This window comes from Burkholderiales bacterium, from assembly GCA_023511995.1.
Classification (GTDB): Bacteria; Pseudomonadota; Gammaproteobacteria; order Burkholderiales; family Thiobacteraceae; genus Thiobacter.
This window is the reverse complement of the sequence record JAIMAL010000009.1, coordinates 1-16,744: the sequence shown is the minus strand read 5'-3', so window position 1 is coordinate 16,744 and position 16,744 is coordinate 1. Positions and strand designations below refer to the sequence as shown.

The following is a 16,744-nucleotide window of genomic DNA, read 5'->3' as shown; positions in this document are numbered from 1 at the left end:
ACGCGGTTCAAGGGGCAGGGCTTTGTTGGCTCAGGCGTGCGAGGAGCTTGTCGTGGATGCCGCCGAAGCTGCCGTTGCTCATGATGAGGATGTGGTCGCCGGGCCGCGCAAAGCGGACGATGGCCTCGATCAGGGTGTCGAGATCATCGTGCACTTCCGCCCGCTCGCCCATGACGGCAAACACCGCGTGGGCATCCCAGCCCAGATTGGCCCCATAGCAGAAGACATGGTCGGCCGCGGCGAGACTGGGGGGCAGACGGTCTTTCATCACGCCCATTTTCATGGTGTTGGAGCGGGGCTCGAGCACGGCGAGGATGCGCGCCGAGTCCACCTTCTGGCGCAGGCCGGCAAGCGTGGTGGAAATGGCCGTGGGATGGTGGGCAAAGTCGTCATAGACGGTGATGCCGGCCACGCTGCCCCGCACCTCAAGGCGGCGCTTCACGTTGCGGAAGCTGGAAAGCGCGGCGATGGCGGTGGCGGCGGGCACGCCGGCATGGCGGGCGGCGGCGATGGCCGCCAGGGCATTGAGGCGGTTGTGTTCGCCGAGAAGACTCCATTGCACGCGCCCCTGGGGGATGCCGGCAAAGGACACCTCGAAGCCCCCCGCCCCATCCACGGGGCCCGCCTGCCAGCCGTCTGCTGCGCCGAAGCGTTCCACCGGTGTCCAGCAGCCCCGGGCGAGGATGCGGGCCACACTCTCCTCCCGGCCGTTGGCCACGATGAGCCCGTTTGCCGGCACCGTGCGCACACAGTGGTGAAACTGGGTCTCGATGGCGGCAAGGTCGGGGAAGATGTCCGCGTGGTCGAACTCCACATTGTTGATGATCAGCGTGCGCGGCCGGTAATGGACGAACTTGGAGCGCTTGTCGAAGAAGGCGGTGTCATACTCATCCGCCTCGACGACGAAAAAAGGTGAATCCGTGAGCCGGGCGGACACCCCGAAATTTTCCGGCACACCCCCGACGAGAAAACCGGGTGCGAGGCCACCCTGCTCCAAAAGCCAAGCAAGCATGGAAGTGGTGGTGGTCTTGCCATGGGTACCGGAGACGGCGAGCACCCATTTGTCGGCCAGAATGTTTTCCCGCAGCCACTGGGGGCCCGAGGTGTAGGGCAGGCCGCGGTTTAAGATTTCCTCGAGCAGAGGGTTGCCGCGGGAGACGACATTGCCGATCACGTAGATGTCGGGTGCAAGCCGGACCTGGTCCGGGTCGTAGCCCTCGATGAGGCGGATGCCCAGCGCCGCGAGCTGGGTGCTCATGGGCGGATAGACGTTGCTGTCACAGCCCGTGACGCGGTGGCCGGCGGCATGGGCGAGCGCCGCGATGCCCCCCATGAAGGTGCCGCAGATGCCGAGGATATGGATGTGCATGATGGGTTAAGGGCGGAATGAAGCGGAAACCGAAGGTGCAGGCGTAAACTTTTGCCCAAGCCGGCTGTCTGTCACCACGCCGGCAATGTGAACAAGCAATCATAATCCATCAGGAGTGTCCCATGTTCGACCTTGTGCGCAAAGCAGCCGTTCTGATCACCCTGCTCTATCCCCTGGCCGCCTGTTCCCAGCCTGCCTCCTCCCCGCCCGCCGCGCCCCGCAGTGAGCCGGCGGCGCCGCAGGCGGCCTCCGCCACCGTCGTGGCCTTGCCTGATTTTTCCGCCCTGGTGGAAAAGGAGGGGCCGGCGGTGGTCAACATCAGCACCACGCAGAAAATCCGTGGCCGGGCTTTTGGCTTTCCGGGGCTGGATCCCGACGATCCCTTCTACGAATTCTTCCGGCGCTTCATGCCGCCCGTCCCCCAGGGACCGCAGGAATTCGAGACCCATTCCCTGGGTTCCGGCTTCATCATCAGCCCGGACGGCTACATCCTCACCAATGCCCATGTGGTGGACAACGCCACGGAAGTGGTGGTGAAACTCACGGACAAGCGCACCTTCAAGGCGAAGATCGTCGGCAAGGACCGGCGCACCGACGTTGCGCTCCTCAAGATCGAGGCGAAGAATCTGCCCACCGTCCCCATCGGTGATCCCAACAAACTCAAGGTGGGGGAATGGGTGGTGGCCATCGGTTCGCCCTACGGCTTTGAGAACTCCGTGACCGCGGGCATCGTCAGCGCCAAAGGGCGCAATCTCCCGGGGGACGGTTACGTGCCCTTCATCCAGACCGATGTCGCCGTCAACCCGGGCAATTCCGGCGGGCCCCTCTTCAACATGCGCGGCGAGGTGGTGGGCATCAACGCCCAGATCTACAGCCGCACCGGCGGCTACATGGGCTTGTCCTTCGCCATTCCCATCGACGTGGCCATGGAAGTGGCCAACCAGCTCAAAACCTCGGGCAAGGTCTCCCGGGGCAAGCTCGGGGTGGTGATCCAGGAAGTGACGCCCGATCTCGCCGCATCCTTCGGCCTCAAGGAGGCCAGAGGTGCGGTGGTGAGCCAGGTGGAGCCGGGCAGCGCTGCGGAGAAGGCCGGCATCCAGCCGGGGGATGTCATCCTCAAATTCGATGGCCGCGAGGTGACAGACTCCAGCACCCTGCCGCGCCTGGTGGGATCGGTGAAACCCGGCGCGAAAGTGAAGGTCGAGGTCTGGCGCGAGCGCAAAAGCCGTGAACTCACCGTGACCCTGGGCGAGTGGGATGACAACGCGACCGTGGCGGATAGCGGCGGCGAGGGCGAAGAGGAGGGGCGCCTTGGCGTTGCCGTCAGCGACCTCACACCGCAGCAGAAGGCACGCCTCAGGGTGAGCCACGGCGTGCTGGTGCAAAGTGTCTCGGGTCCGGCGGAGCGCGCCGGCGTGCAGCCGGGGGATGTGATCCTCGCCGTCAACAGCGAGAAGGTGCGCGACGTGGCCCATTTTGCCCGACTGGTGAAACAGAACCAGGATGCCCGCGTCATCGCCCTGCTCATCCAGCGCGGCCGCATGACGCTCTTTTTGCCCGTGCGGCTGGCGGAGTGAGGGCAGACCCGCGAGAAAGCCCGCCGTCTGGCGGGCTTTTGCGTTTTTGGCGCCGACTTCAGCGGGGGGTGTAGCGCAGCTCCACGAAGGCCGAGGCGCCCGGGGCGGGATAACCCTTGGCGAGCTCGTATTGGCGATCGAAGACGTTGTTCCAGCGCAGCGCAAGGGTGAGATCGCGCTCAAGGCGATAGGCCGCCTGCAAGTTCATCACCCCATAGGCAGGCAACCGGCTTGAGGGAGCTTCATTGCGGGAGTCGAAGCGGTCGCCACTGCCCACGAGCTCGCCGGAAAGCTCCCAGGCGGCCTGCTGCCAGAGAAGCCCCAGGCTGCCGAAGTATTCTGCGCGCCGCGGCAGTCTTCGGCCGGTGTCGGCATCCTCGGTCTTCTGCACTGTGCCTTGCGCGGTGAGCCTCAGGTTCCCGGAGAGGGGCAGCCGTGCGGCCACTTCCACGCCCTGGGTATTGGCGCGGCCGACATTGACCGGGCAGCCCCAGGGGCAGGTGGGCTTGCTCGCTCCCCAATCGAAGGCGATGAGATCCCGCAGCCGGTTGGCAAAGGCGGTAAACCTCACGGAGGGGCCAGCCTGGCCGTAGTGGAGGCTCACCTCGCCGCCGAGGGAGCGCTCCGGCTTGAGATCCGGGTTGGCAAAGCCAGGGAAATAGAGATCCATGAAGCTTGGGGCGCGAAAGGCGGTGGCCAGGTTGGCGCTCGCGCGCCAGTCGGGGGACAGGCGCAGGCCATAGCCGATACCGCCGGTGGTATGGCCGCCAAACTGGCTGTTGTCATCGTGGCGCAGCGAAAGCTGCAAATCCTGCGGCCCCTTTTGCAGACGGTAGATGGCGAAGGCGGAAGCCACGTGGCGGCGGGTGCGGTCGTAGGCGGTAGAGGTCTCGATGCGGCTTGCAGTGTACTCCAGCCCCGCGGTCAAGGTCTGGCCGGTGGCAAGGCGCCAGTCGTTCTGCCAGGTGAACTGGTCCTGGATGGACTTCACCGCAGCGTAAGGCACGTTGACGAACCGGTAGTCATCCACCGCTTGGGCGATGCGCACCAGGCTTTCCCATCCGCTGCCCAGCCGATTGTGGGTGTAGGCGGCGACGGTTTGCAGACGTTCCTTTTTTACCGGGTCGCTGCCGGCGCCTGCATCGAAGTGCACATTCCCCTGCGCCGCAAAAAACGACACGCCGGCGCGGTTGCCGCCGTCCCAGTCGTGGTCGAGGGAGAGACTCAGGGACGTATTGCGGTAGGGATCGCGGTCGGGGTTGTAAATGAACGTCCCTGCCCTGGCGTTGCTGGCGGAGGGGGCATCGACGGTGGTGTGGCCGACGCGGAAATTCACCTGGGTGGCGCCCCAACGCTGCCAGGCGCCGAGGCCGGCGCGGGCGGCCTGGTCGGAACCCGCACCCAGGGCGGCATCGAAGCCGGCGCCCTTTTCGCGACGGGTGAAGATCTGCACGACGCCGCCGATTGCATCCGCCCCATAGAGACTGGCACCCGGACCGCGCAGAATTTCGATGCGTTCGATTTGGGCGAGGGGAATGTGTTCCAGGGCGGTGGTGCCGCTGGTGACGTTCTCCATGCGCACCCCGTCCACCAGCACCAGGGTGTGGTGGCTCTCCGCCCCGCGGATGAAGACCGATGCTACCTGCCCCGGTCCGCCGTTGGTGGCGATTTCCACGCCGCCTTGGGCTTGCAGGAGCTCAACGAGGCTTTGCTGCCCGGCGCGGATGATTTCCTCCCGCGTGATCACCGTCGTGCTGCTCACCGCCTCCGCCAGGGGCTGCGGTGCGCGGGCGGGGGTGACGACGATGGTGCCCAGATCGAAGGTGCTGACATCCTCGGCGAAAGCCGGAGTGAAGGCGCAGGCAATGGCGCCACAGAGGAGGGTTTTTTTCATGGCTGCTCCCTGGGTCGGACGGCATGCGTCCCGCATGCCGCAGACGTTGTGGATGCGGATAGCCGGGAGCGGGAAGGACAAAGGCAAAAAGGCTTACCCCGCCATACCGCACCCCCGCAGTATCCGCGGCTTCGTTTCAGGCCGGTCTCCGGGCTTGCGAGGGCGCATCGCGCGGGCATGCCGCCTTCCCGGTTTCCCAGTGGCTGGACGGCCGGGGTGGCCGTCCTGGCATGCCGCAACTCGCCTACCGTTGCGGGCGCAGCGCAGGCTTTCGACCTGACTTCCCAGTTTCACCCCCCGGCCTGGCGGCCGCGGGGCACCTGAAACGTCCGCCATTATACCCGGGAGGCCCCGTCTGCCGCTGGCGCTGTTGCTGCCAAAACACTTGCGAAAGAAGCTGTTACAATTTGACTTTAAAGGAACAACAAGCCAGAGTGTCGCCATGGATGCGGAGCTCAGAAGTCTGGAGGAAAAGGTCTCGGCCCTGGTGCGCTTTTGCACCAGACTGCGGGACGAAAACCACGCGCTCCGCCAGCAGCTCGCCGCCGAGCAGAACGTCAACAAGGCCCTGCACGAAAAGCTTGATGGCGCCCGGGCGCGCCTGCAAAACCTGCTTCAGCGGATTCCCGAAAGCTGACCATGGCCGCCAACACCAAGGGCATCGACGTCACCATCATGGGGCGCGAGTTTCGCGTCGCTTGCGCGCCGGGGGAGGAGGAAAAACTCCTGCAGGCGGTGGACTATCTGGACCGCAAGATGCGCGAGATTCGCGACGCCGGCAAGGTGATCGGTGTGGAACGCATCGCCATCATGGCCGCCCTCAACATTGCCCACGAGCTCCTCAGCACCCGGATGGGGGGCTTTGACGTGGGCGACATCAAGCGTAGAATCCATTCCCTCGAGAAACAGATCGACGAGGCCATGGCCGAGCAGGACGATCTGTTCCGGAAGTGACCCGCATGGGTCCCGCGTCCCGTTCATCCCCTGCGGTGTCCGTTACGGCCAAAACTTCCTTGAACCAACGCACTTGTGCTTGGTTGCGGCCTTTCGGACGCTTTTGTGCGCGTCCCCTGCGGACGTACCTGCGGCGCCCCGGCTGCGACCCCCTGAACCCTGGGTTCAGGAGAACGGTCGGACGGCATTCGCGGGGGGCCCCTTTTCCGCTTCCCCCCGGTGGGGATTCCACCCCTGTCGTTGCTACGGGGCGGCGAAGCCGCCCGCCGGCAAACTTTCCATGAGCAAAGCCGAGCTGCGTCGTGCCATCCGCGAACGCCGGCGCGCGGTGAGCCTCAAGGAGGCGCGTGCTGCGGCGCGGCGGCTGTTGCGGCTGGCGATACATCACCGGCTCCTCATGGCACGGCGAATCGGCTTTTACCTGCCCACCGCGGAGGAAATCGACCTCCTCCCCCTCCTCAACGCGGCGCTGTGGCTCAACCGCGAGTGCTATCTGCCGGTGGTGCCGCCACGCGCAGCGCAGCCCCTGTGGTTTTCCCGCCTGACGGCGCGCCCCACCTGGTACCGCAACCGCTTCGGCATCCACGAACACGCCTCACCCAGGCGGGTGCGCGCCCGGGCGCTTGACATCCTCTTTCTGCCGCTGGTTGCCTTCGATGGGGAAGGAAACCGGCTGGGGATGGGCGGGGGCTTCTACGATGCCACCCTGGGTTATCTGCGCCACCGCCGCGTGTGGCGCAAGCCGCGGCTCATCGGCGTGGCTTACGAATTCCAGCGCGTGCCCCGACTGCCACGCGAGCCCTGGGACATCCCCCTCGACGCGGTGCTCACCGACCGGGCTTTTCACCGCTTCCCCCGCCAGCCGGCGTAGATCCGCGCCCGCCGTCAGGGCTGCGGGCTCATGGCCCCAACCCCGGACCTGGGTACGGCGCAATCGGCGCTATGCGAGTCGAATATGCTCCTGTCCCCTTGACTACGACATCCGCATTCGCATAACATGCCACCCGCATACTCGTGAAACCGCTATCTCTGTTTAACGGGGGGAGAAGCCATGAAAGCAATCATCGCCCGCCAACGTGGGCAAGGCATGACCGAATACATCATTATCGTGGCAATGGTGGCCATTGCCGCCATCGCGGTCTATCAGTATTTCGGGCAGACGGTGCGCAACCAGACGGCGGCCATCGCCAAGGAACTCGCGGGGGAGGATGGCTCCTCGGCGAGGGGAAATGCGAAGAACGCTGCCGATCAGGCCGCAACCACGGCTGACACGAAAAACACGTTGGAGAACTACGTCAACCAGAAGAGCAAGTAAGCACGTCCACCCCGCGGGATAGGCATGGGTTTGCGATGGGTCGCGGGCGGCTGCCGATCCGGCGCGCAAGAGGGCCAGGCGCTGCCCCTGGGGCTGGTGTTCCTCACCGCGGTGGCCGCGATCCTGTTTTTCATGTTCAACAGCGGCCAACTGGTGCAGGAGAAAATCCGCCTCACCAACACCGCGGATGCCGTGGCCTACAGCGCTGGTGTCTTCGAGGCGCGTCTGCTCAACTACGACGCCTACATCAACCGGGCCATCATCGCCAACGAAATCGCCATTGGCCATGCCGTGGGGCTCGCCGGTTGGCTAAGGTATGGAGCGAAAGCGTCCGAGAACATCGCAAAGTACGTCGCCATGCTGCCCGGTGGTCCTGCAATCGCTGCCGCGCTGGCGGAGGTCGCGAAGGAACTCGAGACCCTTTTAGCGCCGGGCCTGGCGACCTCTGTCATGCGACACCAGATGGCCCTGGGCGGGCTCGGCAAAGCGTGGCTGAGTACCCATGGACCAGGCAACAGCATTGCGCTTGCTACCCGCAAAACACTGATGGACGAAGTGGCGAAACGAAACGATCCCGACGCCAAGGTGGACATCCTGCCCTTGGCGGATGATTTCGCTGGTTTTACTCGGCGCTATTCCACCCGGGAAGAACGTCGGCGTATGGGGCAACTCGTCCACGAGGCGCGGGATGCCTTCTTGCAAAGCCGCAACTGGGATGTGGGGGTGGTTGTCCTCTGCGTTGGCGTGAAGTTGAAAAAACGGGGCAGTACGGAATTCATCGACATGGTAGATGGCTGGAAGTCCATGGACACCCTGTCGGCCCATCTCTACAGCTTCCGCAAACTCAAATGCAAGCACTCCGAGGATCCCGTGGGGTGGGGCACCGCCGCCTCCCTGGGTGGGCTCGACGATTCGGCCTATGACTACGCCGGTTCCACCGGTACCAACCCGGATGCCAGCGCACGGGCCCAGGGTAACTCGGCACCGGGATTCCCGCCGGAGAGTATGTGGAGTGGCGCCATCCCTCCTTTTTACGAGCTGTCCGAGACGGCCCTCAAGGCTGAGGACCCCCGAACGGTGCTGGCCATTCGCGTTACCAAAGCCCGCACTGCGCAGCGGTTCTCCGGCGGTGCGAGCACCATCAAGCCCCAAGGCAGTCTGGAGCTCTACCAGGGTGCCCACGCGGGCGGTGAAAGCGCGGCGGTAGCGAAGGTGGAAGTGTTTTTTGCCAGGCCCGACGGCAAAAACCCCCTGTTCCAGCGTGAGGAGCTGGGCAGCCTCTTCAACCCTTACTGGCAGGCCAGGCTTGCGCCCCTCACAGCCGGGGAACGGGCGCTGGCGCAACTTCGCCAGGGGGTCCTGCTGCCATGACCGGTATGTCCCTTCGCCTGCTCACCCTGGGTCTGCTCGCCTGTTTGCCTTGGGGCCGGGGCGTGGCATCGACGGAGCCCGAAGCTTACGTCCAGGGTATCCATATCCGGCTGGTAACTACGTTGACATTCCCCAAAAATTGGCCTGAGGACTGCAGCCCAGAGCTTCTCAGCCAGTCATCCAGGTATGAGAAAGATCGGTATTTCGCTCTTGTTGGGGGCGACCTTTGGAAGGCGAGGTACAGGAGGTTCTGGGGTCCGCAGACCCGTGCCATATCCCCTGAGGAGTACATCGCGAAGATCCCCTACGGCAAATCACCATGCGGAATCGTTGGAATTGACCCCAAGCCACGGGAGAGAGTGGATATCTCTGCGATCAACCGCAAGGGAATAACAGGTTATGGCCGTAATGAAGACGGTGTCTGGTTCGGGCCGGCGAGGACTTCCGCTGAGGCGAGTCTCGCGGCAGCGCGTGCCTTCGATGCCATGGCCCGGATGCGGGGGATGTCATGGTCGTCCCTGTTGTCCCTCTTCAAACGCGTGGGGGAGAGCAGCGTCCTCAATGTCAAGTGCACCGTTCACGCGGCCGAACGTGCGGAACACTGTGTCGCCGAGGAAGACAGCCTGCGTCAACAGGGCGTTGACTGGCTTAAGGAGCCTATTATTCTCCGGGCGAGATACTGGGGCCCAGGAATCCCCACAATCGAGGAGATTGCCACCCACATCGACTTCAAGGCGAAGATTCCCCTGTCGGTGCTGCTTCCACCCCGGGAGGTCATGAACCGGCCGGCCATGAACCAGCCGGTCACGGTCGAGATGCCACACGCCAAAAAACCGGCCGGGCGTGGGCCGCGCACTTCGCCTCCCGCCAGAGTGGACGATGACTGACTCTCTGCGGACCTTGCCAAAGACACAGGAGGGTCAGTCGACGACCGAGTTCGTCGTTCTTGCTCTCATGCTGGTGCCCCTTCTGCTCATCGTGCCGCTTTTGGGGAAATACATGGACCTTGCCCAGACCACGGCGGTGGCGAGCCGCTACGTGGCCTTCGAGGGGGTGGTGAGACATTCCTCGGCAACGCAGGGCTGGAAGAGTGATGCTCAGCTTGCCGACGAAGTGCGCCGCCGCTTCTTCAGCACCTCCGATGCGCCGGTCAAGACCAACGACGTGGCGGGCGACTTCGACGCCCACCGCAACCCCCTGTGGTTTGACCACCGGGGCGACCCCCTGCTGCCCAAGTTTGCAGACAACGTGGGGGTGGTGACAAGCCGTGAACATTTCGCCCAGCCGCCGGGCGCAATCTACGCACCCTTATTGGGACTGCCCCAGGACAATCTCTATCGGGGCACCGTCACCGTCAAGGTGGCCAATGTGACCGATCTCAAACCCTTCGACGAGCTGAACCTGCAAATCGTCCGCGCCACCACCCTGCTGGCGGATCCCTGGACGGCGGCGGGGCCTGGCTCGGTGACGGCCCGCATCCGGAGCAGCGGCTGGGTGGAGCCCTACCCGTACCGTTATCTCGAGGTGATCGCGGGGAACCCGATTGTGACGACCGCCTACTCCCTTGCCCAATTCGGGGCGCCGCCACCGGATATTGGCCGGGTCGCACCGGATTACGTACCTGCGGACAGACTGAAATGACCCGCGTGACCTGTGGACTTCTGCTTGCCCTACTGGCTTTTGCCGCCCACGCCTGGCCGACGCTGCCCGCGCCACCGGGTGCGCGCATCGAAGCAATCGGCGAGCAGGTTCGTCTCAATGGTGTACCCATGCAGCTTTTCCGTGTGCTCGCGGCGCAGCCGGCAGCGCTTCTCCTCGACCACTACCGCGCAGCGCTGGGCCCGCGCCATGCCTTCGAACGGCTGCCCGACCGGCTCATCCTCGCCCAGGAGCGTGATGGGTATTTCGTCACCGTGAGCGTTCGCGCCCTCAATCCCCAGCTCACCGAGGCGCTGGTTTCCATTGCCGCCCCTGCGGGTGCCGCAAGCTTCCGCACTTCTCCGCTGGGCATCGTCTGGCCAGGCCGCTCCATGGTCGTCTCGGATATGGAATCCCTCGATGGCGGCAGACGGGCGCGCCAGGTGGTGGTCGTCAACGACCTGGCGGTGGCCGCAAATGTGCAGGCCATGATGCCCTGGTTCATCGCCCGCGGCCTTCACCCCGACGGCCCGCCCCTGCGTCAGGAGCCGCACGCCCTGGTGCAGCTCTATCGCGGAAACCAGGGCGAAGCCCAGCTCATCATCCACAGGGATGCGGGAAATACCTACGTCATTCTCACCCTGATCGACCTGCCATGGGACCGCTGATTCCGCGCCGCAGCCAAAGGGGCCAATCCATGAACGAATACCTCGTCGCCCTCCTCGTCGTCATGATGATGATCGGCATCAGCTTCGGCGGCGGGGAATCCGTCATCACGCTCTTTCTCCGCTCCGTCAAAACCGCGTTTGACCGACTGAGTGGGTTTCTCTCCATTCCCTTGTAGGGCGCAGTCATGGCCACCCGCATCAACAAGAACTGGATCATTCTTTTCGTCGCGCTGGCTGTGGGCGGGATCGCCGCGTTTGCCGCCCGCAGCTACCTGAGCAGTCAGATCGCCGCGATCGAGGCGCGGGAAAAAAACAAAAGCATGATCCGCGTGGTCGTCGCCAAGACCGATCTGGAAAAGGGCACGGCGCTGTCCCCGGCCAACGTGGCCGTACGCCCCGTGCCCAAGGAGTGGGCCCATTCCGGGGCCATCACCCCCGAACAGTTCGGCCGCGCGGAGGGCGCTTTCCTCGCCTATCCCGCCTATGCCGGCGAACCCATCCTCTGGGCGCAACTGGAGGGGCAGCGCACGCCCACCTTCTCCGCGCGCCTTGCGGAGGGCCGGCGGGCGGTCACCATTCCGGTGGACGAGGTGAGCTCGATATCCGGCATGGTGGAGCCGGGCGATCTCATCGACGTCGTGGTCTCCCTCAGCCGGGAGGGCAGGAACTACACCTTCACCCTGCTGCAGGGCGTGACGGTGCTCGCCACCGGCACCCAGTCCACACCGGACAAAGATACCCCCTCCGGCCGCCGCCTCTATACCACCCTCACCCTCGACACCACGCCGGAGGATGCCAAACGCCTGATCGCCGCGCGGGAGGTGGGACGGATCACCGCCCTGTTGCGCGCGCCCACCGACACGCGGCGCGTTTCCGGGGACCGTTCGGATGCGCTCGCTCTCCTTGGTCTGGCCACCGGCTTTTCCGCCACGGGCAGTTCCGTGCCGGTGATCTATGGCGGCGGGCCCATCACCGATGGACATCGGATGCCGACACCAAGTGACCTGATGCCGGCAGGGCTGCGCTAGTCGCGAAGGCGCCACAGTCAACCGCTGCACACCATGACAGAAAAAGAGGAGAAGGTTTTGCCCAAGCGACGTCCCTGGTCTGTCGTTTTGCTGCTCCTTGCCCCCCTTGCCCTGCCGGCGTGGGCGCAGGAGGCGGCAACCGAGTCTGCGCCCGCCAAGGCGGGCAATGAGCGCGCTGCCGCGGCCGGCGCCAACGGTGGCGCCGCGTCGGCGCGCAGCGCCGCCTTTGCCGGCGAGATCGAAATGTTTGCCGGCGAGACCCGTGTCGTCCCCGAGCGCAATGCCGGGCGGCTGGCCGTGGGCAATGGCAAGGTACTCTCGGCGGCGGTGCTCGACGATAAGGAGATTCTCCTCATCGCCAACGAAGTGGGCACGACAAGCCTGCACATCTGGACGCGCAACGGGCGCAACCGCCGCATCAAGGTCACCGTGCTGCCCGCCGACACGGCCCGGGTGTCGCGGGAGGTCTCGACCTTCCTGGCCTCCATTCCCAACGCCAGGTCCTCCGTTATCGGTGACAAGGTGATCGTCGAAGGGGACAACCTCTCGGACCGGGACCTCGCCAAGATCGATGAGCTCGCCAAGCGTTATCCCCAGCTCATCAACTTCACCAACCGCATCGGCTGGGAAAAGATGATCGTGATGGACGTCAAGGTGGTGGAGTTCCCCACCACCACCCTCAAGGAAATGGGCCTCAAATGGAACGCCGTGGGCGGGGGCGTCATTGGCGGCATCTGGTCCCCCATCGGCCGCGGCAACCGGGCCCCCTATTCCGCCCAGTTGCCTACGGGCAGCGCCGCTCCCATCACCGTCAACCCCGACAGCGGCCTCACCGGTCTGCCGCCGGCGCCGGGGCTGACCGTCCTTTCCCTGCTCAATCTGGGTCTCAACGCCCAGTTGAGATTGATGGAGGAGAAGGGCACGGCAACCATCCTCGCCCAGCCCACGCTTTCCGCGCGCAGCGGCTCCCGCGCCACCTTCCTCGCCGGCGGGGAGTATCCCTATCCCATCAGCAACATCAATGGCACCACGGTGGCCTTCAAGCCCTACGGCATCCGCCTCGACATCGAGCCGCGAGTGGACCACAACGGCGTCATCCGGGCGAAGATCATGAGCGAGGTGAGCGACATCGATACCGGCGTCAGCACCCCCGCCGGTCCGGCGCTGCGCACCCGCCGCATGGAAACGGAGTTCAACGTGCAGAATGGCGGCACCATCGTGCTCGCCGGGCTGCTGCGGCGGGACGTCAGCACCTCCATCGACAAGGTTCCCTTCCTCGGCGACATCCCGGTGCTGGGCGCCCTGTTCCGCTCCAAGCGCTTCCAGAACAACGAAACCGAGCTGGTCGTCTTCGTCACCCCGGTGGTGGTGGAGGGCAGTGCACCCGCCCAGATTGAAGCCATGGAAAAGGCCATATCACGCCTGAATGAAACCCCGCGTGCCGTGGGCCCAGACGCGTCCGTCGCCAACGAGGTGCGCCCCACCAGCCCCTGGCCGAAGGAAAGCTGGCCGGATTGATTCCCCTAGGAGACATCTCCCATGTTCCAGGTGCGCATCATTGAACCGGACAAAAAAGAACGCATCGAGACCATCAAGGACACCAGCGCCCTCATCGGCAAAGGGCGGGAGTGCAAGGTGCGCCTCTCTGGCTGGCGTGTGGGCCGGGAGCATGCGCGCCTGTTCCGCACCAAGCAGGGCATGTTTATCCAGGACCTGGGGCAATTCGCCGGTACCCTGGTCAATGGTAACCGGATCGAACAGCACGGCCCCCTCGCCCCCACCGATGAGATCGTGATCGGCCCCTACCGGCTGATGGTGCACGATCACCTCGCCGTCGATGCCGCCTCCGCCCAGCCCGCCATCCCCCGCGCCAGAACGGACAACGCAGTGCACCACGAACCAGCACCGCTGCCGGTCCTCACCACTGCCCCCCTGTTCTGGCGGCGCCACATCCATGAGCGTCTCCTCGAAGCCATCGACCTGCGCCGCCGCGACCTCGCCCGCATGGACGATGCACAACTGCGCGCGGAGACGGAGGCGCTTATCCGCGAGCTCATCGCCCAGGAAACCGCGCTGCCGGACGACATCGACCGGGAGCAGCTCGTGCGCGACGTGCTCAACGAAGCGGTGGGGCTGGGGCCCCTGGAGGCGCTGCTTGCCGACGAGACCATCACGGAAATCATGGTCAACCGCCATGACGAAATCTATGTGGAACGGGACGGCCGGCTGCAGCGCCATCCCGGCATCTTCACCAGTGACCGTGCCGTGCTCGGCGTCATCGAACGCATCGTTGCCCCCCTCGGACGGCGCATCGACGAGGCCTCGCCCATGGTGGACGCGCGGCTCAAGGACGGCTCCCGCGTCAACGCCATCATCCCGCCCCTGGCCATCAAGGGGCCCACCCTCACCATCCGCAAGTTTGCCCGCCGCACCCTGACGGTGGACGATTTGATCGAATTCGGCGCCTTGAGCCCCAGCATGGCGGAGTTTCTGCGCGTCGCCGTGGTGCACCGCAAAAACATCGTCATCTCTGGTGGCACCGGTTCCGGGAAGACGACGCTGCTCAACGTGTTGTCCAATTTCATTCCCGATGGCGAGCGGGTCATCACCATCGAGGATGCCGCCGAGCTGCGGCTTGCCCATTCCCACCTCATCAGTCTGGAGGCCCGCCCCGCCAACGCGGAGGGGCGCGGTGCTGTCACCATCCGCGATCTGGTGAGAAACGCCTTGCGTATGCGGCCGGATCGCATCGTCGTCGGCGAGTGCCGCGGTGGCGAGGCGCTGGACATGCTGCAGGCCATGAACACCGGCCATGACGGCTCCCTCACCACCCTGCATGCCAACAGCCCCCGCGATGCGCTCTCCCGCCTGGAAACCATGGTGCTGATGGCGGGCATGGACCTGCCCCTCACCGCCATCCGGGACCAGATCGCCTCCGCGGTGGACCTCATCATCCAACAGGCGAGACTGGCCGACGGGCGCCGCCTCATCACCGCCATCGTCGAAGTCACCGGCATCGAGTCTGGCAAGATCCAGTTGCAGGAACTCTTCCGCTTCGAGCCCCAGGGGCGGGATGCCGAAGGCCGCATCATCGGCCGCTTCACCGGCTGCGATGCGGTGCCCACCTTCTATGAAACCCTGCGCGAGGCCGGTGTGGTGCTCGACCTCTCGCCCTTCATCCGGGAGCGCTGAGGTGACCCTGCTCGCCCTCTCCCTCGCCATCGCCGCGGCGGTCGGCCTGCTCACCTGGGCGCTCGTCGATCTGGGCAGCAGACTGCTTGCCACCTACCGCAGCCACTTCACCCGCGATGCCCAGTTCAACCTGCGGGAGCTGTTCCTTTTCGTGGACCCCACGCGGCTTTATCTCATCAACCTGGCGATCATGCTGCTTGCGGTGGTGGCCACCTGGCTCATCACCCAAAGCCTGGCGCTGTCCTTCACCGTGGCCGTGCTGCTCGCCTTCGCCCCCCGGCTGGTGTTCCACTGGCTGCGGCGCCGGCGCCTGCAGTGCATCGAGGAGCAGTTACCCGATGCCCTGCTCATGATCGCCGGGGCGACCAAGGCGGGCCTTTCCCTGTCCTCCGCGGTGCGCCAGGTGAGCACCGAACTGCCGCCGCCCCTTGCCCAGGAGTTCCGCCTCATGCAGCACGAACAGCGCCTGGGTGTCAGCCTCGATGACGCACTAAACAACCTCGCCCACCGCGTGCCCACGGCCTCCGTCAAGCTCATGGTCTCCGCCATGCGCATCGCGAGTGAGACCGGCGGCGGACTGGCGGAGACCCTGGAGCGCACCGCCGCCACGCTGCGCGCCCAGCATGCGATGGAGCTCAAGATTCGTGCGCTGACCGCCCAGGGCAAGCTGCAGGCCTGGGTGGTGGGCCTGCTACCGGTTTTTCTCCTCTGGGTGCTAAGCCGCATGGAGCCGGAGGCTATGTCGATGTTGTGGAGCACCCAGACCGGGTTGGCGGTGCTCGCCGCGGTGGTGCTCCTGGAATTCTTCGGCGTTTGGCTCATTCGCCGCATCGTCACCATCGACGTGTGAGGCGTCATGGGCGAGACAACCATGATCACCCAATGGGTCGTCAGTGGCATCGCCCTGGCCGCCGGCGTGTCCTTTGCCCTGATCGTCTGGCTCTTCTCCCGGCTGGCGGCGGGGGTGCCCGAGGAAGACCGCACCTGGCGCGATCCGCCGCCCATGCTCTACCGGCTACTGTGGTGGCCGGTGCACTGGGTTTCCCATTACCTCGATGCCTTCCTGTCGCCCGGCCGTCGCGGCGCGATCCAGGCGCGCCTGCGGCTGGCGGGCGTGGATTTTGCCCTCACCCCGGCGCAATACCTGGCCGGGTGCCTGGTCTGGGGTGGGGTGGCTGGGCTTTGGGGCCTGTGGTTTGCCGGCAACTTCCAACTGCCTGTATGGCCCGCCTTCCTCGGCGGGTTTGTCCTGGGCGCGGTCTATCCCGTGATCTGGCTGGGCGACCGCATCGAGCTTCGTCGCCGCCAGGCGCTCAAAGCCCTGCCCTTCATGCTGGACCTCATCACCCTGTGCGTGGAATCGGGACTCAACCTTACCGGAGCCATTAGCCAGGCGGTGGAAAAAGGTCCTCCCGGTGCCCTGAGGGACGAATTCGCCCGCTTTCTGCGGGATGTGCGCGCCGGTAAACCCCGGGCCGATGCCCTGCGGGAGATGGCCACCCGCATGGACATGCCGGCGGTGGCAAGCTTCGTGGCCACCCTCATCCAGGCCGAAACCACGGGCATGCACCTTGGGCCCATGCTGCGCGCCCAGGCCGACCAGCGGCGCACGGAGCGTTTTGCGCGGGCGGAGAAGCTTGCCATGGAAGCGCCGGTGAAGCTGGGTGGATTCAATCTCGAAGTGCAACGCGGCTGTATGATTGCATAAATACCTGATGAGGTGTTTTCCAGTTCAGGC

17 protein-coding genes, 1 other RNA gene and 1 riboswitch are annotated in these 16,744 nt (G+C 65.2%); of the genes, 16 read left to right on the top strand and 2 right to left on the bottom strand.

What is annotated here, in order from left to right:
* Positions 1-7 precede the first annotated feature (7 nt).
* Positions 8-1,369, bottom strand: a complete 1,362-nt coding sequence (gene mpl / locus K6T56_06220; protein ID MCL6555938.1) for a UDP-N-acetylmuramate:L-alanyl-gamma-D-glutamyl-meso-diaminopimelate ligase — start codon at positions 1,367-1,369, stop codon at positions 8-10.
* Between the two features lie 122 nt (positions 1,370-1,491).
* On the opposite strand from mpl, the gene K6T56_06215 reads away from it, so the two are divergent.
* Positions 1,492-2,946, top strand: a complete 1,455-nt coding sequence (locus tag K6T56_06215) for a DegQ family serine endoprotease (GenBank protein MCL6555937.1) — start codon at positions 1,492-1,494, stop codon at positions 2,944-2,946.
* Between the two features lie 58 nt (positions 2,947-3,004).
* On the opposite strand, the gene K6T56_06210 is transcribed toward K6T56_06215, so the two are convergent.
* Positions 3,005-4,840, bottom strand: coding sequence for a TonB-dependent receptor (locus K6T56_06210; GenBank protein MCL6555936.1), 1,836 nt, complete (start codon positions 4,838-4,840; stop codon positions 3,005-3,007).
* Between the two features lie 121 nt (positions 4,841-4,961).
* Positions 4,962-5,179, bottom strand: a riboswitch (cobalamin riboswitch).
* A 103-nt stretch (positions 5,180-5,282) separates the two neighbouring features.
* Between K6T56_06210 and K6T56_06205 the strand changes: the two genes are divergently transcribed.
* The 15 genes from K6T56_06205 to K6T56_06135 all read left to right on the top strand — a co-directional run bounded on the left by K6T56_06205 (position 5,283) and on the right by K6T56_06135 (position 16,714).
* Entirely contained in the window at positions 5,283-5,477 is a 195-nt protein-coding gene (locus K6T56_06205; GenBank protein ID MCL6555935.1) for a hypothetical protein, read from the top strand.
* A 2-nt stretch (positions 5,478-5,479) separates the two neighbouring features.
* Entirely contained in the window at positions 5,480-5,794 is a 315-nt protein-coding gene (locus tag K6T56_06200) for a cell division protein ZapA (GenBank protein ID MCL6555934.1), read from the top strand.
* Between the two features lie 24 nt (positions 5,795-5,818).
* Positions 5,819-5,995, top strand: a non-coding RNA gene (gene ssrS / locus K6T56_06195) — 6S RNA.
* Positions 5,996-6,074: 79 nt separating this feature from the next.
* Positions 6,075-6,665 carry a 5-formyltetrahydrofolate cyclo-ligase gene (locus tag K6T56_06190; protein MCL6555933.1) on the top strand — a complete coding sequence of 197 codons (591 nt, stop codon included), beginning with the start codon at positions 6,075-6,077 and terminating at the stop codon, positions 6,663-6,665.
* Positions 6,666-6,845: 180 nt separating this feature from the next.
* Positions 6,846-7,109, top strand: coding sequence for a hypothetical protein (locus K6T56_06185; protein ID MCL6555932.1), 264 nt, complete (start codon positions 6,846-6,848; stop codon positions 7,107-7,109).
* 24 nt (positions 7,110-7,133) lie between these two features.
* Complete coding sequence (locus tag K6T56_06180) at positions 7,134-8,480, top strand: hypothetical protein (protein ID MCL6555931.1); 1,347 nt, start codon at positions 7,134-7,136, stop codon at positions 8,478-8,480.
* A 62-nt stretch (positions 8,481-8,542) separates the two neighbouring features.
* On the top strand, positions 8,543-9,367 hold the full coding sequence (locus K6T56_06175; protein MCL6555930.1) for a hypothetical protein: 825 nt from the start codon (positions 8,543-8,545) through the stop codon (positions 9,365-9,367).
* Positions 9,360-10,121 (top strand): hypothetical protein, encoded by a 762-nt coding sequence (locus K6T56_06170; GenBank protein ID MCL6555929.1) that lies wholly within the window; start codon positions 9,360-9,362, stop codon positions 10,119-10,121. The genes K6T56_06175 and K6T56_06170 overlap by 8 nt, the downstream gene beginning before the upstream one ends.
* Positions 10,118-10,786 carry a hypothetical protein gene (locus tag K6T56_06165; GenBank protein ID MCL6555928.1) on the top strand — a complete coding sequence of 223 codons (669 nt, stop codon included), beginning with the start codon at positions 10,118-10,120 and terminating at the stop codon, positions 10,784-10,786. The genes K6T56_06170 and K6T56_06165 overlap by 4 nt, the downstream gene beginning before the upstream one ends.
* A 29-nt stretch (positions 10,787-10,815) precedes the next feature.
* The gene (locus K6T56_06160) at positions 10,816-10,962 is read left to right on the top strand and encodes a hypothetical protein (GenBank protein ID MCL6555927.1); all 147 of its coding nucleotides are present in this window, start codon (positions 10,816-10,818) and stop codon (positions 10,960-10,962) included.
* A gap of 9 nt (positions 10,963-10,971) precedes the next feature.
* Positions 10,972-11,814 (top strand): Flp pilus assembly protein CpaB, encoded by an 843-nt coding sequence (gene cpaB, locus K6T56_06155; GenBank protein ID MCL6555926.1) that lies wholly within the window; start codon positions 10,972-10,974, stop codon positions 11,812-11,814.
* A gap of 33 nt (positions 11,815-11,847) precedes the next feature.
* Positions 11,848-13,332: a pilus assembly protein N-terminal domain-containing protein gene (locus K6T56_06150; protein ID MCL6555925.1), complete on the top strand. Its 1,485-nt coding sequence runs from the start codon at positions 11,848-11,850 to the stop codon at positions 13,330-13,332.
* Positions 13,333-13,353: 21 nt separating this feature from the next.
* Positions 13,354-15,006, top strand: coding sequence for a Flp pilus assembly complex ATPase component TadA (tadA, locus tag K6T56_06145; GenBank protein ID MCL6555924.1), 1,653 nt, complete (start codon positions 13,354-13,356; stop codon positions 15,004-15,006).
* Positions 14,945-15,856, top strand: coding sequence for a type II secretion system F family protein (locus K6T56_06140; GenBank protein ID MCL6555923.1), 912 nt, complete (start codon positions 14,945-14,947; stop codon positions 15,854-15,856). The genes tadA and K6T56_06140 overlap by 62 nt, the downstream gene beginning before the upstream one ends.
* 6 nt (positions 15,857-15,862) lie before the next feature.
* The gene (locus tag K6T56_06135) at positions 15,863-16,714 is read left to right on the top strand and encodes a type II secretion system F family protein (GenBank protein MCL6555922.1); all 852 of its coding nucleotides are present in this window, start codon (positions 15,863-15,865) and stop codon (positions 16,712-16,714) included.
* Positions 16,715-16,744: the final 30 nt, after the last annotated feature.